Source organism: Rhodococcus sp. D-6 (genome assembly GCF_040256695.1).
GTDB lineage: Bacteria > Actinomycetota > Actinomycetes > Mycobacteriales > Mycobacteriaceae > Rhodococcus > Rhodococcus pyridinivorans.
In genome coordinates this window covers 4,234,309-4,251,137 of the sequence record NZ_CP132970.1, presented here as the reverse complement: position 1 = coordinate 4,251,137, position 16,829 = coordinate 4,234,309, and the positions used below count along the sequence as shown (strand labels likewise).

14 protein-coding genes and 1 pseudogene are annotated in these 16,829 nt (G+C 64.8%); 4 read left to right on the top strand and 11 right to left on the bottom strand.

All coding sequences use genetic code 11. From position 1 onward, the window contains the following. The first annotated feature begins 1 nt into the window (after nt 1). The 4 genes and pseudogenes from RBB84_RS19930 to RBB84_RS19915 all read left to right on the top strand — a co-directional run bounded on the left by RBB84_RS19930 (nt 2) and on the right by RBB84_RS19915 (nt 6,867). On the top strand, nt 2-3,199 hold the full coding sequence (locus RBB84_RS19930; protein ID WP_350246626.1) for a carboxyl transferase domain-containing protein: 3,198 nt from the start codon (nt 2-4) through the stop codon (nt 3,197-3,199). A gap of 53 nt (nt 3,200-3,252) precedes the next feature. After that, nucleotides 3,253-4,140 carry an SDR family NAD(P)-dependent oxidoreductase gene (locus RBB84_RS19925; RefSeq protein ID WP_252173350.1) on the top strand — a complete coding sequence of 296 codons (888 nt, stop codon included), beginning with the start codon at nt 3,253-3,255 and terminating at the stop codon, nt 4,138-4,140. Nucleotides 4,141-4,681: 541 nt separating this feature from the next. After that, nucleotides 4,682-5,567, top strand: a pseudogene (locus tag RBB84_RS19920) (IS701 family transposase); the annotation flags it as partial. Nucleotides 5,568-5,611: 44 nt separating this feature from the next. Next, nucleotides 5,612-6,867, top strand: a protein-coding gene (locus RBB84_RS19915; RefSeq protein ID WP_350246624.1) for an IS3 family transposase whose coding sequence is annotated in 2 segments (ribosomal slippage) — nt 5,612-5,885 and nt 5,885-6,867 — 1,257 coding nt in all. Because the reading frame shifts where the segments join, the coding sequence is not laid out codon by codon here. A 204-nt stretch (nt 6,868-7,071) separates the two neighbouring features. Here RBB84_RS19915 and RBB84_RS19910 read toward each other — a convergent pair. The 11 genes from RBB84_RS19910 to ureC form a co-directional block, all read right to left on the bottom strand. Beyond that, nucleotides 7,072-7,422, bottom strand: a complete 351-nt coding sequence (locus RBB84_RS19910; RefSeq protein WP_350246622.1) for a metalloregulator ArsR/SmtB family transcription factor — start codon at nt 7,420-7,422, stop codon at nt 7,072-7,074. Between the two features lie 143 nt (nt 7,423-7,565). Beyond that, a complete protein-coding gene (urtE, locus tag RBB84_RS19905; protein ID WP_064852239.1) occupies nt 7,566-8,258 on the bottom strand; it encodes an urea ABC transporter ATP-binding subunit UrtE in 693 nt (230 codons plus the stop codon). Next, a complete protein-coding gene (gene urtD / locus RBB84_RS19900) occupies nt 8,258-9,040 on the bottom strand; it encodes an urea ABC transporter ATP-binding protein UrtD (protein WP_024101775.1) in 783 nt (260 codons plus the stop codon). Before urtD ends, urtE begins: the two co-directional genes overlap by 1 nt. Next, on the bottom strand, nt 9,037-10,173 hold the full coding sequence (gene urtC, locus RBB84_RS19895; RefSeq protein ID WP_350246621.1) for an urea ABC transporter permease subunit UrtC: 1,137 nt from the start codon (nt 10,171-10,173) through the stop codon (nt 9,037-9,039). The genes urtD and urtC overlap by 4 nt, the downstream gene beginning before the upstream one ends. Next, the gene (gene urtB, locus RBB84_RS19890) at nt 10,173-11,057 is read right to left on the bottom strand and encodes an urea ABC transporter permease subunit UrtB (RefSeq protein ID WP_252173046.1); all 885 of its coding nucleotides are present in this window, start codon (nt 11,055-11,057) and stop codon (nt 10,173-10,175) included. The genes urtC and urtB overlap by 1 nt, the downstream gene beginning before the upstream one ends. Before the next feature lie 26 nt (nt 11,058-11,083). Continuing rightward, nucleotides 11,084-12,334 carry an urea ABC transporter substrate-binding protein gene (gene urtA / locus RBB84_RS19885; RefSeq protein ID WP_350246620.1) on the bottom strand — a complete coding sequence of 417 codons (1,251 nt, stop codon included), beginning with the start codon at nt 12,332-12,334 and terminating at the stop codon, nt 11,084-11,086. 82 nt (nt 12,335-12,416) lie between these two features. Further along, nucleotides 12,417-13,106 (bottom strand): urease accessory UreF family protein, encoded by a 690-nt coding sequence (locus RBB84_RS19880; protein ID WP_350246619.1) that lies wholly within the window; start codon nt 13,104-13,106, stop codon nt 12,417-12,419. Next, complete coding sequence (locus RBB84_RS19875) at nt 13,096-13,617, bottom strand: urease accessory protein UreE (RefSeq protein ID WP_350246617.1); 522 nt, start codon at nt 13,615-13,617, stop codon at nt 13,096-13,098. Before RBB84_RS19875 ends, RBB84_RS19880 begins: the two co-directional genes overlap by 11 nt. A 1-nt stretch (nt 13,618) precedes the next feature. Then, entirely contained in the window at nt 13,619-14,467 is an 849-nt protein-coding gene (locus RBB84_RS19870; protein ID WP_350246615.1) for an urease accessory protein UreD, read from the bottom strand. Then, complete coding sequence (gene ureG / locus RBB84_RS19865) at nt 14,464-15,090, bottom strand: urease accessory protein UreG (protein ID WP_350246614.1); 627 nt, start codon at nt 15,088-15,090, stop codon at nt 14,464-14,466. The genes RBB84_RS19870 and ureG overlap by 4 nt, the downstream gene beginning before the upstream one ends. 9 nt (nt 15,091-15,099) lie before the next feature. After that, the gene (ureC, locus tag RBB84_RS19860; RefSeq protein WP_254583416.1) at nt 15,100-16,815 is read right to left on the bottom strand and encodes an urease subunit alpha; all 1,716 of its coding nucleotides are present in this window, start codon (nt 16,813-16,815) and stop codon (nt 15,100-15,102) included. Nucleotides 16,816-16,829 lie beyond the last annotated feature (14 nt).

The following is a 16,829-nucleotide window of genomic DNA, read 5'->3' as shown; positions in this document are numbered from 1 at the left end:
GATGAAGCTGCTGATCGCCAACCGTGGTGAGATTGCACTGCGCGTCATCCGTACCGCCCGGGAGATGGGAATCGCCACCATCGCGGTGTACGCCGACGACGACGCCGGGACACCGCACGTCGGTGCGGCAGACCACGCTGTGCGGCTGCCCGGGTCCGGACCGGCCGCCTACCTGGACATCGACGCGGTCCTCGCCGCCGCCGACGAGTGCGGAGCGGACGCGATCCATCCCGGTTACGGGTTCCTTGCCGAGAACGCGGATTTCGCTCGCGCCTGTGACCGGGCGGGGATCGCCTTCGTCGGCCCCGCCGCCGACGTGCTGGACACCTTCGGTGACAAGTCCTCGGCACGCGCTGCGGCACAGCAGGCCGGGGTACCGGTGTTGCCCGCGACCGGCCGGGGCGTGGATGTGGAGGCGGTGCGCGCCTTCGCCGCCGGACAACCCGGAGGCGTGATAATCAAGGCCGTCGCCGGCGGCGGAGGGCGCGGTATGCGCGCCGTTCCGCCCGGCGCCGACATCGATGCCGCCTACCGCGCTTGTGTCGCGGAAGCCGAACTGGGCTTCGGCGACGGACGGGTTTTCGCCGAAGCACTGTTCGGCGGCGCCCGTCACATCGAGGTGCAGGTGATCGGGGACGGCACCACCGCACTGGCGCTCGGCGACCGGGACTGCAGCGTGCAACGCCGTCACCAGAAGCTCGTCGAGATCGCACCGGCGCCCGGCTTGTCCGAGGATCTGCGGGTGCGGTTGCAGTCCGCCGCGAGTGCACTGTGTGCCTCGGTCGGCTACCGGGGTCTGGCCACGGTCGAATTCCTGCTCCGCGACTCCGATTTCGTCTTTCTCGAAGTCAACCCACGTATCCAGGTCGAGCACACCGTCACCGAAGAGGTGACCGGAGTCGACCTGGTGGCCACACAACTCCAACTTGCCGAGGGCAGACCGCTGTCCAGCTGTGGGCTACCTCCCGGAATCATCTGCACCGACGGCGAGGTGACCGGCACGCCGACTGCCGCACAGGGCGTTGCCGTGCAGGCACGGGTGAACCTGGAGACGATGTCTGCGGACGGGTCCGCCGTACCCAGCGCCGGAACCCTGTCCGTCTTCACTCCGCCGACCGGCCCGGGCGTACGGGTCGACACCTTCGGCGTGCCGGGTCTGGTCACCAGTGCACGTTACGACTCGCTGCTGGCGAAAGTCGTCGTGCGGTCGTCGACCACCCTGTCGGCCTTCGCCAAGGCATACGGTGCGCTGGGCGAGTTCGTCATCGAGGGCCCCGCGACCAACATCGCCTTCCTGCGGAACCTGCTCAGCGACGACGAGTTCCGCTCCGGTCCTGTCGACATCGACTTCCTGCGCCGCCGCCTGGGCGACCTCGTACCCGAGTCGGAGGAGCGATCCACGACGGCGGTCGCCGAGGTCGATCTGCTTCCCGGACGAGAGGTGGTGCGGGCACAGATGGCCGGCACCGTGGTCACCGTCGTCGAATCGGGAGCACGGGTGGCCGCCGGTTCGGCGCTGGTGGTGCTCGAGGCGATGAAGATGGAGCACGAGATCCTGACCGACGCCTCGACGACAGCTGTCCGAGTGCTCGTCTCGCCGGGACAGACCGTCGGCATCGGCGACCCCCTCGTGGTGCACGAGCCGCAGGAAGGCGCTCGGGCCGGGGTGTCCGAGACCGAGACGCTCGACCTTGATCGCCACCGCACCGATCTGGACGAGGTGAACGAACGTCACCGCCTCACCCGCGACGAGGCGCGCCCGGACGCGGTGGCCAAGCGCCGGAGCATCGGCCGCCGGACCGCACGGGAGAACATCGAGGATCTGGTCGACCCGTCGAGTTTCGTCGAATACGGGCCGCTCGTCCTGCCGGCACAGCGCAGACGGCGCAGTGAGGAAGACCTGATCGTCAACGGACCGGCCGACGGACTGGTCGGTGGGATCGCCACGATCGGGGCCGATCGCTTCGGTGCCGACCGGGCAGAGACAGTCGTGATGTCGTACGACTACACCGTCATGGCGGGCACACAGGGCTGGCGCAATCATGACAAGACGGATCGACTGCTCGAAGTCGCTACACGCCGGAAGCTCCCCGTGGTGCTCTTCGCCGAAGGAGGCGGTGGACGACCGGGTGAAACCGACCACGACATCGTTGCAGGTCTGGATGTGCCGACCTTCCGCACCCTGGGCGCACTGCGCGGAGTGGTGCCGCTGATCGCGGTCGTCTCGGGCCGGTGCTTCGCGGGCAACGCAGCGCTGGCAGGCGTATGCGATGTGCTGATCGCGACACCGGATGCCAACATAGGAATGGGCGGGCCGGCCATGATCTCCGGCGGCGGACTCGGCGAGTATCCACCCGAGGCGATCGGACCGATCGACGTACAGCGCCGGAACGGTGTCGTGCACCTCGTGGCCGACGACGAAGCGCATGCGGTGGAGTTGGCTCGACGGTATCTGAGCTACTTCCAGGGACCGTTGTCCGAATGGGCCGCACCCGACACCCGGCTGGCTCGCCACGTGATCCCGGAGAACCGACTGCGTGCCTACGACGTACACGCGGCGATCGAATCGATCGTCGACGTCGACTCCGTGCTCGAACTGCGTCCCGATTACGCACCGGGAATCGTGACAGCCCTGGTGCGGGTGGAAGGGCGACCGTTCGGCTTGATCGCCAACAGCAGCCGCCATCTCGGCGGAGCCATCGATGCCGAAGGCGCCGACAAGCTCGCCGACTTCCTCGAACTGTGCGAGGAACACCGACTTCCCATGATATCGCTCTGCGACACACCGGGTTTCATGGTGGGTCCCGCCGCAGAGGAGGAAGCCACCGTGCGCCGATTCGCGCGTCTGTTCGTGCTGGGGGCCCGGCTGACCGTGCCGTTCGGAGCAGTGGTGCTGCGCAAGGGCTACGGGCTGGGTGCCATGGCGATGACCGGCGGTAGCTACCGCGCGCCACTGTTCACCGTCGCGTGGCCCACCGGCGAGATCGGAGGCATGGGACTCGAAGGCAGTGTCCGCCTGGGCTACAGCAAGGAGCTGGCAGCTGCACCGACGGACGAAGCCCGTACCGAACTCTACGACCGGTTGGTGACCGACGCCTACAGTCGCGGACGCGCTCTGAGCGCGGCAACCACCTTCGAACTCGACGACGTGATCGATCCGGCGGCGACACGCGACTGGATCCGTACTCTGCACAACTGATTCGACAAGCTTCGAGGCCGGGCCGTACGGCAGGCCGGGGAAGGACGAAAGATATGGACAGGTTTGCCGGGCAGGTCGCGATCGTCACGGGTGCCGGGGGTGGCCTGGGGCGTGCACATGCCCTCGCGCTTGCGGAACGCGGCGTCAGGGTGGTCGTGAACGACATCGGCGACGGGGCCGCCGGGGTGGCGGCCGAGATCGTCGATGCGGGCGGTCACGCGGTCCCATCCGACACCGATATCACCGATGTTGCTGCGGTCCGGACGCTGGTCGACGGTGCCGTCGAGCGGTGGGGCCGTATCGACATCCTGATCAACAACGCCGGGATCCTGCGCGACAAGACTTTCGCCAAGATGGAGCTGGCCGACTTCCGCAAGGTGATCGATGTGCACCTGATGGGATCGGTGCACTGCACCAAGGCTGCGTGGCCGCACATGCTGGCACAGGGTTACGGTCGGATCCTGATGACCACCTCGGCGTCCGGAATATACGGGAACTTCGGACAATCCAACTACGGCGCAGCAAAATCCGCGTTGGTCGGCCTGACGAATGTGCTCGCGATCGAGGGGGACCGCAAGGGAATCCGGGTCAATGCTCTGGCCCCGACCGCCGCTACGCAGATGACCGAGGGTCTGCTCCCCGACGACGCTGCCGCTAGACTGGGTCCGGAAACCATCGCGCCCGGGGCGGTCTTCCTGGTCTCCCCGGATGCCCCGAACGGTGTCATCCTCGGCGCCGGCGCCGGCGTATTCGCCGTCTCGCGCATGCTGGAAGCCCGGCCAGTCTTCATTCCCGAGGCCGAGCGCACCGCCGAGACGATCGCCGAGCGTTGGGACGAGATCGCCGATATGACCGACGCGCGCCCTGTGGGCTCGGCCTTCGATCAAACCGACCTGTACGTCGAACTGGCAAAGCGCGCGAACGCCGATTCTTCCTCTTGATTGGTCATGGAGCGTCCGGTCTGCCGACGTCGTGGGGAGTCGACGACCGAGGAACATGCACGAACATGCTCGCCTTGGCCGGCAATGTTCTCGCGACGAGACTCGTTCGCGCCCAGATAACTTCGTCGCGCGGCAGAGGACAACGCTTACCTTGTAATTCGGCACAGGCAATCCCCGTGCAGATTGTGACAGAGCCTCTGTTATTGGCATTGTCGGTCGAGCAAGGTGGGTGGTGTCATCGGAAGCACCTCCGGCGAACGCCGATCGGAGACGGGAACGACGAACATCACGACTCCGGTCAGGGTTACTCCGTACGGGTGGCGCCTCCACTGCATCCCGCCGCGACGAGTCTCGCGGTTCGACCAGCAAGGACTTGCCTGAAGTGACCTCCTCGACCACTACCGAACCCCGCTCGAACGGGCTGCGGAATCCCATTACGGACGTTGCGGCGGCCGGCGCCGGTGTCTTCGACTTGGGGATCCGGGCTTAGTACTGCAACGACAGTTTGTGACCGAGGTTGTGTCTATGGTACTTGATCTTGGTGCAGTCGGAGGTGTTGGAATGGTCAGCCGGGTTCACAGCGTTCTGCAGTCGGTTCGCGCACCGGTTCTCGCGGGTGGAGTCACGGCGGCGGATGGCGGCGTATGTCCGGGGATTGCTCGCGGAGGTCGAACGGAAGAACGGCTGGACACTGGCCGAGGCCGCCGGGGACACCGGCCCGGAAGGTATGCAACGACTGCTGAACTTCTACGCCTGGGACGGCGACGGGCTGCGCGATGACGTGCGAGACGTGGTGGTCGAAGCGATCGGCGACGAGACCGCCGGGGTGTTGATCGTCGACGAGACCGGTTTTCTGAAGAAGGGCAACAGATCCGCCGGAGTGGCTCGGCAGTATTCCGGAACCGCCGGGCGGATCGAGAACAGTCAGGTCGGGGTGTTCCTGGCCTACGCCTGAAGACCGTGGTCGGGCATTGATCGACCGAGAGTTGTATCTACCGAGAGCCTGGACCGAGGACCGCGATCGGTGTCGCGATGCCGGCATCGACGACGACGTCGAGTTCGCGACCAAACCCGAACTGGCCCAGACGATGCTCGCACGCGCACTCGATGCCGGGATTCCGTTCGGGTGGGTTACTGCCGACGAGGCCTACGGGCAGGTCGGCCGGCTGCGGATGTGGCTCGAATCGCGCGGAATGGCGCACGTGCTGGCGGTGCCGAAAACGCAGATGGTGGTGTCGATGCAGTTGCGGCAGCGCCGCGCCCACACCGTGATCGCCGAGCTCGACGCATCGGCCTGGCAACGGCTGTCGTGCGGCGATGGTGCGCACGGACCGCGGGTCTACGACTGGGCCGCCGCCCCGATCCGGCCCATCCGTGAACCGGGCCGCGGTCATTGGTTGCTGGCCCGTCGGTCGCTCACTGAACCGTCTCGGGTTTGATGCCGCCTCCTTTCTTGAGGAGGATGCACATCATGTCCGAGCGTTACCCCGCCGAGCAGCGTGAACGAGCGGTGAAGATGGTCCTCGACCACCTCGACGAATATTCTTCGCCGTTCGCGGCGTGCAAAGCCATCGCCCCGAAGCTCGGCGTCGGTGTCGAGTCGCTGCGCACCTGGACCCGCCAGGCTCTGATCGATGCCGACAAGACACCCGGCGTGACCACCGCTGAACAGCAACGAATCAAAGAGCTCGAACGCGAAGTCCGAGCCCTCCGTGAGGCCAACGAGATCTTGAAATCGGCCTCGATTTTCTTCCCGAGGGAGCTCGACCCTCGCCGCCGCTGATCTGCCAGTTCATCGACCAGATGCGTGCACAAGGACACCGGGTCGAGTCGATCTGCGCCGTGCTCACCGAGCGTGGCGTCAAGGTCGCCCCACGCACGTATCGGAACCGGAAAACTGCTTCTCCATCCCGCCGGACCGTCGCCGATGCACATCTGACGAACGCTCTGCGTGAGACCGTCGGCACCGCCGAAGGTCTCTACGGTCGCCGGAAGATGACCGTGCACCTGTGTAGACACGGCCACGACGTCGCGGCATGCACCGTCGACCGGTTGATGCGTGATGAAGGGCTGTCCGGAGCGGTCCGGGGCCGTCGGCACCGCACCACCGTGCCCGGCGGCTCGCACAGTCGACGCGCCCCTGACCTGGTCGATCGTGGTTTCACCGCCGAGGTTCCGAATCGGAAGTGGGTCACCGACTTCACCTATTGCCGCACCTGGGCGGGGTTCGTCTATGTCGCGTTCGTGATCGACTGCTTCTCGCGGGCGATCGTCGGCTGGCATGCCGCCACCGTCAAGGACACCGCGATGGTCACCACCGCCTTGAAGATGGCATTGTGGCGACGTGACCACACGGGCCATCCGGTCGGCTCGGGGTTGATCCACCATAGCGATGCCGGCAGTCAGTACACTTCCATTGCTTTCGCGGAAACCCTTGTGCTGGAGGGTATTGCCGCGTCGATTGGCAGTGTCGGAGACGCGTACGACAACGCTCTGGCCGAGAGCACGATCGGGTTGTTCAAGACCGAAGTGATCGCCAGGGGAAACCCGTTCCATCCGGGTCCCTACAAGTCCGTCGAGGACGTCGAGTACGCCACGATGGAGTGGGTCGACTGGTTCAATCGCAGTCGCCTGCACAGCCGTCTCGGATACGTCCCGCCGGATGAATTCGAGGCGGCGTACTACGCTCACCTGTCGACTCCGCAACCGGAGCCGTCACCGATATAGGAGCGGCAAGAAACCCGAGACGGTTCACTATCGCATAGCTGGTTGGTTGTCGCTGGTGTTGGCGTGCGTCTCTTGCGTTCCCTGGACGGGGGTCAAGGCCCCATCGAGGCCCGCCGCTGGGGGGTGCCGCCAGCGTGAATTCTCCGGTGGTCCCATTGACAGAAGTGGTCAAGGCGTATGAGTTCCACGACGTTGGTGATCGTATTAATGGTGGTGGTTGTGCCCATGGACGGCACCCATTTGGTGCAGTAATGAGTGTGCGGGGTCGTCACTGAGTTGATAACGGACGATTCGGCCCACACGGGTGTAGGAGACCAGGCCACGTTGGCGAAGTAGTCGCAGTGCCTGCGATACAGCGGTGGGTGACATCCCGACGGCAGCGGCGAGGTCACTGACGCACAGCCCGGGTATGTGGTGCAAGCAATGCAGAATGCGCAGGCGGTTGGGTTCGGACAGCATTTCGAAGCGGGCTGCCCAACCTTCGATATCCGGGCCCTTGAGGGCAGCAGCGGCTTTCGCGGCCTCACTGGGATTGAGCGCAGAACGGTCACTCATGCACTCTCCTCGAAACACAAACTATGTGCGTATCCACCGCGGTATCGATCCGTATGGCACGCTTCCACGTACGTTCTTGATGCCGCTCCTGGTGTAGGTGCGAACATCACTCGGTCCTCGATGTCCTTGTCTTCGACCTGTTGTCAGATTGCCATCGCCGCACGGACGGTGGAGGCGGCGTCGACACCACCGTCACCCGTCGAGGTGATGCGCCCGGATTCGAGGACGTAGTAGTGCAGGGCGTTGTCGAGGGCGAAACCGATGTGCTGTTCGACGAGCAGCACCCCGAGGTCGCCGCTGCGGCCGAGTTCGACGATGGTGTTCTCGATCTCGGTGACCACCGATGGCTGGATGCCTTCGGTGGGCTCGTCGAGGATGAGCATGCGCGGCTCGGTGATCAGCGCGCGGGCGATGGCGAGTTGCTGGCGCTGACCGCCGGAGAGCAGGCCGGCGCGGCGGTCGAGTAGCGGGACGAGGGCGGGGAACAGGTCGAGCATGTCGGTGACCAACTGCCGGCCGTTGCGGCGCGTGTCGGCGACGACCTGCAGGTTTTCCCGGCAGGTGAGCTGACCGAAGGACTGTTGCCCCTGCGGGACGTAGGCCAGGCCGCGGGCGACGCGGGCAGATGGTCGCAGCGAGGTGATGTCGTCACCGTCGAAGAGGATCTTTCCCTTGGTGACGGGCAGCAGGCCGACGGCGGCGCGCAGCAGTGTGGTCTTGCCGGCACCGTTGTGGCCCATGACCGCGACGGTCTTGCCGGTCGGCACGGTCAGGGAGATGCCGTGCAGGATCTCGGTGCGACCGTAACCGGCGCGGACGTCGACGAGTTCGAGCATCATGCCTCCTGAGCAGCGGTGGCGGTCCCGAGGTAGACCTGCTGGACCTGCGGGTCGTTCTGGACCTGGTCGACGGTGCCGTCGGCGATGACTTTGCCGCGGGCGAGGACGGTGACGGAGGTGGCGAAGGCGCGCATGAAGTCCATGTCGTGCTCGACGACGACCACCGTGCGCTGCGCGCCGATGCGGCGCAGCAGCTGCCCGGTCTCCTCGCGTTCGTCGCCGCTCATTCCGGCGACGGGTTCGTCGAGGAGCAGCACGTCGGCGTTCTGCACGAGCAGCATGCCGATCTCGAGCCATTGCTTCTGCCCGTGGGCGAGGATGCCCGCGGGGGTGTCGCGGTGGGCGGTCAGGCCGATCGTCTCGAGTGTTTCCTCGATCTCGGGCAGAACGTTGTTGCGGCGGCGCAGCAACTGCCACGGGGAGCGGCTCGCGCCGGCGGCGATGTCGAGGTTCTGCAGAACGGACAGTTCCTCGAAGACCGAGGCGGTCTGGAAGGTGCGGCCGACACCGAGGCGCGCGATCTTGTGGGTCTTCTTGCCGAGCAGTTCGACGCCGGATTTGGTGATCGAGCCGGTCGCTGGGACCAGGCCGGTGACGGCGTCGACGAGGGTGGTCTTGCCGGCGCCGTTGGGGCCGATGAGGAACCGCAGGTCGCCTTGGAGGAGGGTGAGGTCGACGCCGTCGACGGCGGTGAAGCCGTCGAAGGTGACACGCAGGTCGCGGATCTCGAGGTAGTCGCTGCTCATTCCGGCGTTGCCGCCGTAGACGGGTTTGCTCATCGCACGGGCTCCATCTCGGGAAGGTCGGCGGGCTCGGGTTCGGTCGGGGGTGTGGGTTCGGTCGGGGTGGTGCGGCGGCGCCGGCGGAGCAGGGTGATGACTCCGGCGAGGCCGGCGGGGAAGAAGCCGACGACGACGATGAACAGCAGGCCCTGCGCGTAGGTCCAGGCCGACGGGAAGTTCTCCGACAGGGTGGTCTGTGCCCACGCCACGCCCACCGCGCCGAGGACCGGGCCGAGCAGGGTGGTGCGTCCGCCGATGGCGACACCGATGAGGAACGCAATCGACGGGACGATGCCGACGTCGGCGGGGGAGATGATGCCGACGATGGGCACGAACATCGCCCCGGCGATGCCGGCGAAGAAGGCCGCGACGGTGTAGGCGGCCACCTTGATCAGGGCGGGGTCGTAGCCCAGGAAGCGGACCCGCTCCTCCTGGTCGCGCACGGCGACGAGCAGTTCGCCGTAGCGGGACTGCATGAGCTGGCGGGTCGCGGCGACGACGAGCAGCAGGATCGCGGCGACGATGAAGAACAGCATCCGCTTGTTGACCGGATCGGACAGGTCGTAGCCGAAGAAGGTGCGGAAACGGTTGAGGCCGTTGGATCCTCCGGTGGACTGCTGGCCGATGAGCAGGATCGCGAAGGCGGCGGCCAGTGCCTGGGAGAGGATGGCGAAGTAGGCGCCCTTGACGCGGCGGGCGAACACACCGAAGCCGAGCAGGGCGGCGAGCAGGGCCGGCACGATCAGGATCGCCAGCAGCGTGACGGCGGGGGAGGCGAACGGGGTCCAGTAGGCGGGTAGTTCCTGGATGCCCGCGATCTGCATGAAGTCCGGGACGGTGTCGCCGCGGAGCTGCGCGTCGGAGATCTTCAAGTGCATGGCCATGATGTAGGCGCCGAGGCCGAAGAAGACACCCTGGCCGAGGGTGAGCATGCCACCGCGGCCCCAGGCCAGGCCGATGCCGGCGGCGACGATCGCGAAGCACAGGAACTTGCCGAGCAGGCCGAGACGGAAATCGGAGAGGACGGCGGGGGCGAGACCGAACAGGACGATCGCGGCGATCGCGAATCCGCCTGCTGTGCGTACGGGTCCGGGTCGGGTGAAGGTGCGGGTCGAGAAGGTCGCGGGCATCAGACCAGGCTCCTCGTCTGGACGGCGAACAGGCCCTGCGGACGGACCTGCAGGAAGATCACGATGAGCACGAACACGATGACCTTCGCGATCGACGCGGTCGTGGAGTACTCGATGAACGAATTGAGCAGGCCCAGTGCGACGGCCGCGAGCACGGCGCCCTCGATGCGGCCGAGACCGCCGATGACGACCACGAGGAAGGCGTCGATGAGGTACGACTGGCCGATGGTCGGGCTGGTCGAGCCGATGAGTGTCAGGGCCACACCGGCGAGGCCGGCCAGGCCCGAGCCGAGGAAGAAGGTCGTGATGTCGGTGCGGCGCGACGAGATGCCCACCGTCTCGGCGAGATCGCGGTTCTGCACCACGGCCCGGATCCGTCGTCCCATCGGGGTGTACTTCATCGACGCGATCAGGGCGACCACGCAGACCACGGCGAGGGCGAGGATGAACAGGCGGGTCTTCGGGACCACCGCCCCGAAGATCTCCACACCACCGGAGAGCCAGGACGGTGCGACGACGTTGACGGCGGGGGCGCCGAAGATGTCGCGGGCGGCCTGCTGCAGCAGCAGGCCCACACCGAAGGTCACCAGCAGGGTGTCGAGCGGGCGGTGGTACATGCGGCGGATGAGGGTGACCTCGAGGATCACACCCATCACGCCGCCCACCAGGAAGCCGACGAGCAGGGAGACGAACAGGGACATCCCGGCCGAGGAGATCACCTGCTGCACGACGAAGGCGGTGTAGCTGCCGGCCATGATGAATTCGCCGTGGGCCATGTTGATCACGCCCATCTGGCCGAACGTCAGCGACAGCCCCAGTGCTGCCAGCAACAGGATCGATCCGATACTCAATCCTGTGAAGAGCTGTCCTACAAGGACATCCATGTCGTCTCCCTCTTCGGCTTCCGTGCTCAGTTACCGGACAGGCCCGACGCCCAGTCGTAGGACTCGAGGTACGGGTCGGGCTCGATGGCGCCGTCGGACTCCCAGACGGTGTAGATCAGGCCGTCGCCGCGGATCTCACCGATGCGAGCGGTCTTGGTGATGTGGTGGTTGTCGCCATCGATCGTGACGGTGCCCTCGGGGGCGTCGAAGGTCACGCCGTCGGCTGCGTCTTGAACTGCACCGACGTCGAAGGATCCGGCTTTTTCGACCATTGCTTTCCAGAGGTAGACGCCGGTGTAGGCGGACTCCATCGGATCGGAGGTCACTCGGGTGTCGCCGAAACGGGATTTGAATTCAGAAACGAAGTTGCTGTTTTCGGGGCTTTCGATCGTCTGGTAGTAGTTCCAGGAGGCCAGGTGGCCTTCGAGGTTCTGGGCACCGATGCTGCGAACTTCTTCTTCTCCTACGCACATGGAGATAACTGGCATATCGGCGCTGGTGAGGCCCACATTGGCGAATTCGCGGAAGAACGCGACCAGTGAGTCGCCGACCACCACATTGAAGACTGCGTCGGCGTCGGCGGTGCGAATCTTGTTGACGATGGTGGAGAAGTCGGTGGAACCGAGCGGGGTGTAGTCCTCACCCTTGATCTCGATGCCGTTGGCCTCGGCGTATTCCTTGACGATGCGGTTGGCGGTCTGCGGGAAGACGTAGTCGCTACCGACGAGGTAGAGCGACTTGACGCCCTGTTCCTTCAGGTAGTCCAGGGCCGGCACGATCTGCTGGTTGGTGGTCGCGCCGGTGTAGAAGATATTCGACGACGACTCGAGGCCTTCGTACTGCTGGCCGTAATAGAGCAGGGCGTTGTTGTCCTCGAAGACCGGCAGCATGGCCTTGCGGCTTGCGGAGGTGTAGCCACCGAAGACAGCTGCGACACAGTCGGATCCGATGAGCTTTTCGGCCTTCTCGGCGAACACCGTCGGCTCGGATGCGCCGTCCTCGGCGATGAGCTGGAGCTGCTTGCCGAGCACTCCGCCGTCCGTGTTGATTTGTTCGACCGCGAGGGTGATGGCATCTCGGATGACGGTTTCGTTGATGGCGGTGGCGCCGGACAGTGAATTGATGGCGCCGACCTTGACGGTGTCGCCGGAGGTGTCGACGCACGATGCTGAGGCACTGGTGCCGGAGTCGTTGGCCTTGCTTCCGCAGGCTGTCATAAGCACGGCCATGGTGATGGCGGTAGCTGACGCAAGAAGTGGACGCTTGAATGTTGACATGAGGGGACCTTTCGGGCGCGTCACAACAATTGGATCTGGTCCGCGTCATTGAGGCCGGATCGTGGAAAAAGGGGAGGGGAGGCTAGGTGCTGAACAACCGTGCCGTGGCGGTTTCGTGTCGCATCGCGGCGATATCCAGTTCCGGTACGAACGAGGTCACCGTCGCGAGCGGTGCGCATTCGGCTGTTCGCGTGAGATCTGCAATCCATGAGGTGTCGTCGAAGATGAGCTGTTGCGCGTGCATCGGGCCGATGCGACCGAGGCGTACCGCGGCGGAGAGCAGACCTGCATAGCTCGAGCGGATGGCGCCGGCGATTGCGCGGCTGCGTTCGATGCCGAGTGCTTGTTGTACGACGCCCTCGACGACGGCTTGGTTTCCGGGTGTGTGCCCTGCGAGCACGACTTCGAGGTACTCGATGTCGGTGGCCACGGTGAGTGTTCGCCGGGCAACTGTGGCGAGTTGTCGCCCACAGGATTCGGATGAGGTACGTGCTGCGTGGGTGATCTTGTAGGCCCGGTGTAGGTGGTCGAGTTCGCACAGGGTCTCTGTGGAGTCGGCGGCCCACGCATGGCCTAGGACGACCGCATCGAGAGTCGCCACACTCCCGCTGATGTAGGCACGGACCACAGCACGTATCTGTGTTTCCTCGGCGTCTGGATGAGCCGCTAACCATCCCTCGAGGCCATTGGAATGGACGAAGCGACCTGAGGGGAATGCGCTGTCGTGGAGTTGCAGCCAGGCCAACTCAGCGACCAGCGGTTCAGTGACCATGGCCGTGCCCGTGTGAGTGACTCGTGCCGTGGGTGTGGTGGTGGTCGGCTGAGGTATTGGTCCAGCCGTGTGCGGCCAGGGCGACTTCGTCGACTCGGGCGTTCAGGTGCAAATCGCGCAGCATCTGCTCGGCAGCGTGCGCGCTGGTCATGAGAGGGGTGCGGAGCTGGTCGGCAGAGACTTCCAGTGGGGCGTGCTGGTTGCCCAGGATGTAGCCGAAGACCAATGCTCTCCGTACCGCGTCGGCGCCGACATTGTCCGCGAAATCCATGACGACGGCGTCCTCTGGTGGGCGAGTGACGACGACGATGGTTGTTCCGTCGTCGGCGATCACTGCACCTTCGGACAGGAAGGTGCCTCGTGGGAGATTGACGGTCAATTCGTGTCCGGCGAGGGTTGTCAGCACTTGGCGGTGTTTACGTGCGTCACCCCATGGAATGTGGACGGTGTCGATCTGTCGATGTGCGTACTGGGGGTCGGTGGCGTCTCCGAGGATCGTTGTCGCTTCCATGTCACATCCTTGGAGTGAGAGGTCCGAGTTGGAGAACAGCGCGTCGGACGGTGGTCCAGAGTTCCTGGTGAATTTGGTGCAGGAGGGGAGCGCGATCGGTCAGCAGTCGGATGGATATTCCGAGTTCGTCGGGAAGCGCGCTTGCTGCACCGGCGAGGTGTGGAGTCGTATCCAGGGTGGCGTGAACGTCCCCGGCAAGGTCGGAAAGATCATGGCCGGGTGCGACGACGAGTATCGACGCCACATAGTCGTGTCCACCGAGTACTCCGGGTGCTTGCGGATCGGTCTCAGGGGGAGCGAGGTGAATGGTGTCCCGTGCCTTGAGTCGACCGCGGTGGTAGATGTCGGTCTGGGCACTGAGTTTGCGGTAAGAGAATCGTTCGCCATGACCGATGCGGCCAGAAGCGAACGCTTCCCAGCCGATGTACACGGAGGTGTCGGAAACACTGATGACGTTGTGCTGTCGATACTCCGAACCGCCGTGAGGAATAACTGTTTTCGAGACATGTTCGACGACGGACCCGGTGCCGATGTCCAGTACCGTCGTTTGCGACGCTCCCGTTTGGCCGGCGAAGACTTGTGTGGCCGACTGGTAGGTGAGATAGAGCCATGTGTTGTCGCCGGTGGCGAATCGCGTAACGAGGTTGTCCCCGGGGAAGATCCCTCCGGTGGGGTTCTGAATGCAGACGAACGCCGCTGATGTGTTGTTCGGGTCCGCGTACATCGGCACGGTGATGCGCTGCGGGAACTGCTGACGCAGCGAGGCTATCTGGGTTCTCCCCGTACGGCCCCGCACGAGTGTGCATTCGAGCAGGCTTTCCGTGCCGGCCTCGGTCGTCAGGGCGCTCATGGCGCCGATGCCATGTTTTCCAGCATCGCGCCTCGCACGATGAGTTCGAACAGCTCATCGAGGCCCGTGCCGGAGCCGAGGTCGGTGAAGACGGAGGGCTTACCAGGGCGAGCGTGCGCGACGTCCGATCGCATCCGGTCGAGATCAGCGCCGACGAGCGGGGCGAGGTCGATCTTGTTGATCACCAGAAGGTCCGCCTGGAGCATTCCGATGCCCTTCTTGCGCGGGATGTCATCGCCGGCGGCGGTGTCGATGACGAAGATCCAGTAGTCGACGAGATCGGAGGTGAAGGTTGCGGCCAAATTGTCCCCACCTGATTCGATCAGGACGACCTGGAGTCCGGGGAACGAGTGCTCGAGGCGTGCGACCGCTGTGAGGTTCGCCGACGGATCCTCCCTGATTGCCGTGTGCGGGCAGGCGCCGGTTTCAACTGCGAGAACGCGCTGGGGATCGATCAGTCCGCTGCGGCGCACACGCTGCGCGTCCTCGTCGGTCATGAGGTCGTTGGTGATGACTGCGATGTCGATGCCTGCAGCCTGGAACATCGGTAGGAGCCGCTCGAGAAGCCGGGTCTTGCCCGAGCCGACGGGTCCGCCGATACCGATACGGATTGCTTCGGTCATGTCCGTCTCCTACTTGATCGTGTATCTGCGTCCGAGTGGAACGGACGTCATGGGTGTGCTGGTGCAGAGTTCGCCGTCCACTTCGACCCGGTAGGTGTCCGGGTCGATCCGGATGTCGGGGCAGTAATCGTTGTGAAGAAGGTCGCACTTGGTTCTCGACCGGGCGTCTATGCACGGGATGAGGGGTGTTGCCAACTCGAGGCAGTCCGCGAGTCCTCCCTCGATGGCGGCGCCGGCAACGAAGTTGACGGACACATCGGATGGGGTCTTGCCGAATGCTGCCCATTGAGGTCGGTACTTGAGGGGTTCGCAGGTCATGAGTGAGGCGTTCGCTTCTCCCATGACAGACCAGGTGGGGAACCCGCCCTTGAAGACGACCTCGGGGCGTATGCCGAAGAACTTGGGTTCCCACAGCACGAAATCGGCGAGTTTGCCTGGTTCGAGTGATCCCACTTCGTGGTCGATTCCGAACATGCGGGCCGGATTGATGGTGAGTTTGGCGAGGTAGCGGAGGATGCGGTGGTTGTCTGCACCGGTTCCCGCGTCCTCGGGAAGCGCTCCGCGGGTGGCGCGCATATGGGATGCGAGTTGCCAGGTGCGGGCGATTGTTTCCCCGATGCGACCCATACCCTGCGAGTCCGATCCCATGGCTGAAATTGCACCGAGATCGTGGAGGACGTCCTCGGCTGCGATGGTTTCGCGCCGGATGCGGGATTCCGCGAACGCGACGTCCTCAGGGATCCGGGGATTGAGGTGGTGGCAGACCATCACCATGTCGAGATGTTCATCGAAAGTGTTGATCGTGTAGGGGTTTGTCGGGTTCGTCGAGGAAGGGAGGCAGTAGGATTCGCCGACTACTTGCATGATGTCGGGGGCGTGTCCGCCGCCGGCGCCTTCGGCGTGGTAGGTGTGGATGTTTCGACCGGCGATGGCACGCATGGTGTCTTCGAAGAATCCGGCTTCGTTGAGGGTGTCGGAGTGAATCTGTACCTGCAGACCCAGTTCGTCGCCCGCATCGAGTGAGGCTCGGATAGCGGCCGGTGTTGCACCCCAGTCCTCATGGATCTTGTATCCGATGGCGCCCGCGAGGCCTTGTTCGATCAGTGGGGCGACGTGGGCGGCGCTGCCGTTGGCGAGGAATCCGAAGTTCAGGGGGAATTGTTCTACGGCTCTGAGCATTCGAGCCAAGTTTGTAGGGCCGGAACTGGTGATGCCGACGGTGACGGGTCCCAGGCCGCCGCCGATCATGGTGGTGATTCCGCTGGAGATGGCTTCTTCGATCAAGCCGACGCTGTCGAAGTGGACGTGCACGTCGATTGCGCCGGGGGTGACGATCATTCCTTCGCCCGAGCGGACATCGGTGCCCGCACCGATGATGAGGTCGGGGTGGACGCCGTCCATCAGTCGTGGGTTGCCGGACTTGCCGATCGCGGCGATGCGCCCGTTCTTGACGCCGATGTCCGTCTTGCGGATGCCTAGGACCGGGTCGATGAGCAATGCGTTGGTGATGACGAAGTCGAGGGCGCCGTCGGCGTTGGTGATGGAGTTGTGGACCGCCATCCCTTCGCGCATGGTTTTGCCGCCGCCGAAGACGGATTCGTCGCCGTAGACGGTGTCGTCTGCTTCGACGCGGGCGAGGAGTTCGGTGTCGGCGAGTCTGACTCGGTCTCCGGTGGTGGGACCGAAAAGTTCTGCGTAGTGGCGTCGCGATACGCGAATAGACACTGGCTTTTCCCTTC

Coding starts and splice junctions, on each gene's coding strand:
- RBB84_RS19930 (WP_350246626.1), top strand. CDS start 2: ATGAAGCTGCTGATCGCCAACCGTGGTGAGATTGCACTGCGCGTCATC.
- RBB84_RS19925 (WP_252173350.1), top strand. CDS start 3,253: ATGGACAGGTTTGCCGGGCAGGTCGCGATCGTCACGGGTGCCGGGGGT.
- RBB84_RS19910 (WP_350246622.1), bottom strand. CDS start 7,422: ATGAGTGACCGTTCTGCGCTCAATCCCAGTGAGGCCGCGAAAGCCGCT.
- urtE (WP_064852239.1), bottom strand. CDS start 8,258: ATGCTCGAACTCGTCGACGTCCGCGCCGGTTACGGTCGCACCGAGATC.
- urtD (WP_024101775.1), bottom strand. CDS start 9,040: ATGAGCAAACCCGTCTACGGCGGCAACGCCGGAATGAGCAGCGACTAC.
- urtC (WP_350246621.1), bottom strand. CDS start 10,173: ATGCCCGCGACCTTCTCGACCCGCACCTTCACCCGACCCGGACCCGTA.
- urtB (WP_252173046.1), bottom strand. CDS start 11,057: ATGGATGTCCTTGTAGGACAGCTCTTCACAGGATTGAGTATCGGATCG.
- urtA (WP_350246620.1), bottom strand. CDS start 12,334: ATGTCAACATTCAAGCGTCCACTTCTTGCGTCAGCTACCGCCATCACC.
- RBB84_RS19880 (WP_350246619.1), bottom strand. CDS start 13,106: ATGGTCACTGAACCGCTGGTCGCTGAGTTGGCCTGGCTGCAACTCCAC.
- RBB84_RS19875 (WP_350246617.1), bottom strand. CDS start 13,617: ATGGAAGCGACAACGATCCTCGGAGACGCCACCGACCCCCAGTACGCA.
- RBB84_RS19870 (WP_350246615.1), bottom strand. CDS start 14,467: ATGAGCGCCCTGACGACCGAGGCCGGCACGGAAAGCCTGCTCGAATGC.
- ureG (WP_350246614.1), bottom strand. CDS start 15,090: ATGACCGAAGCAATCCGTATCGGTATCGGCGGACCCGTCGGCTCGGGC.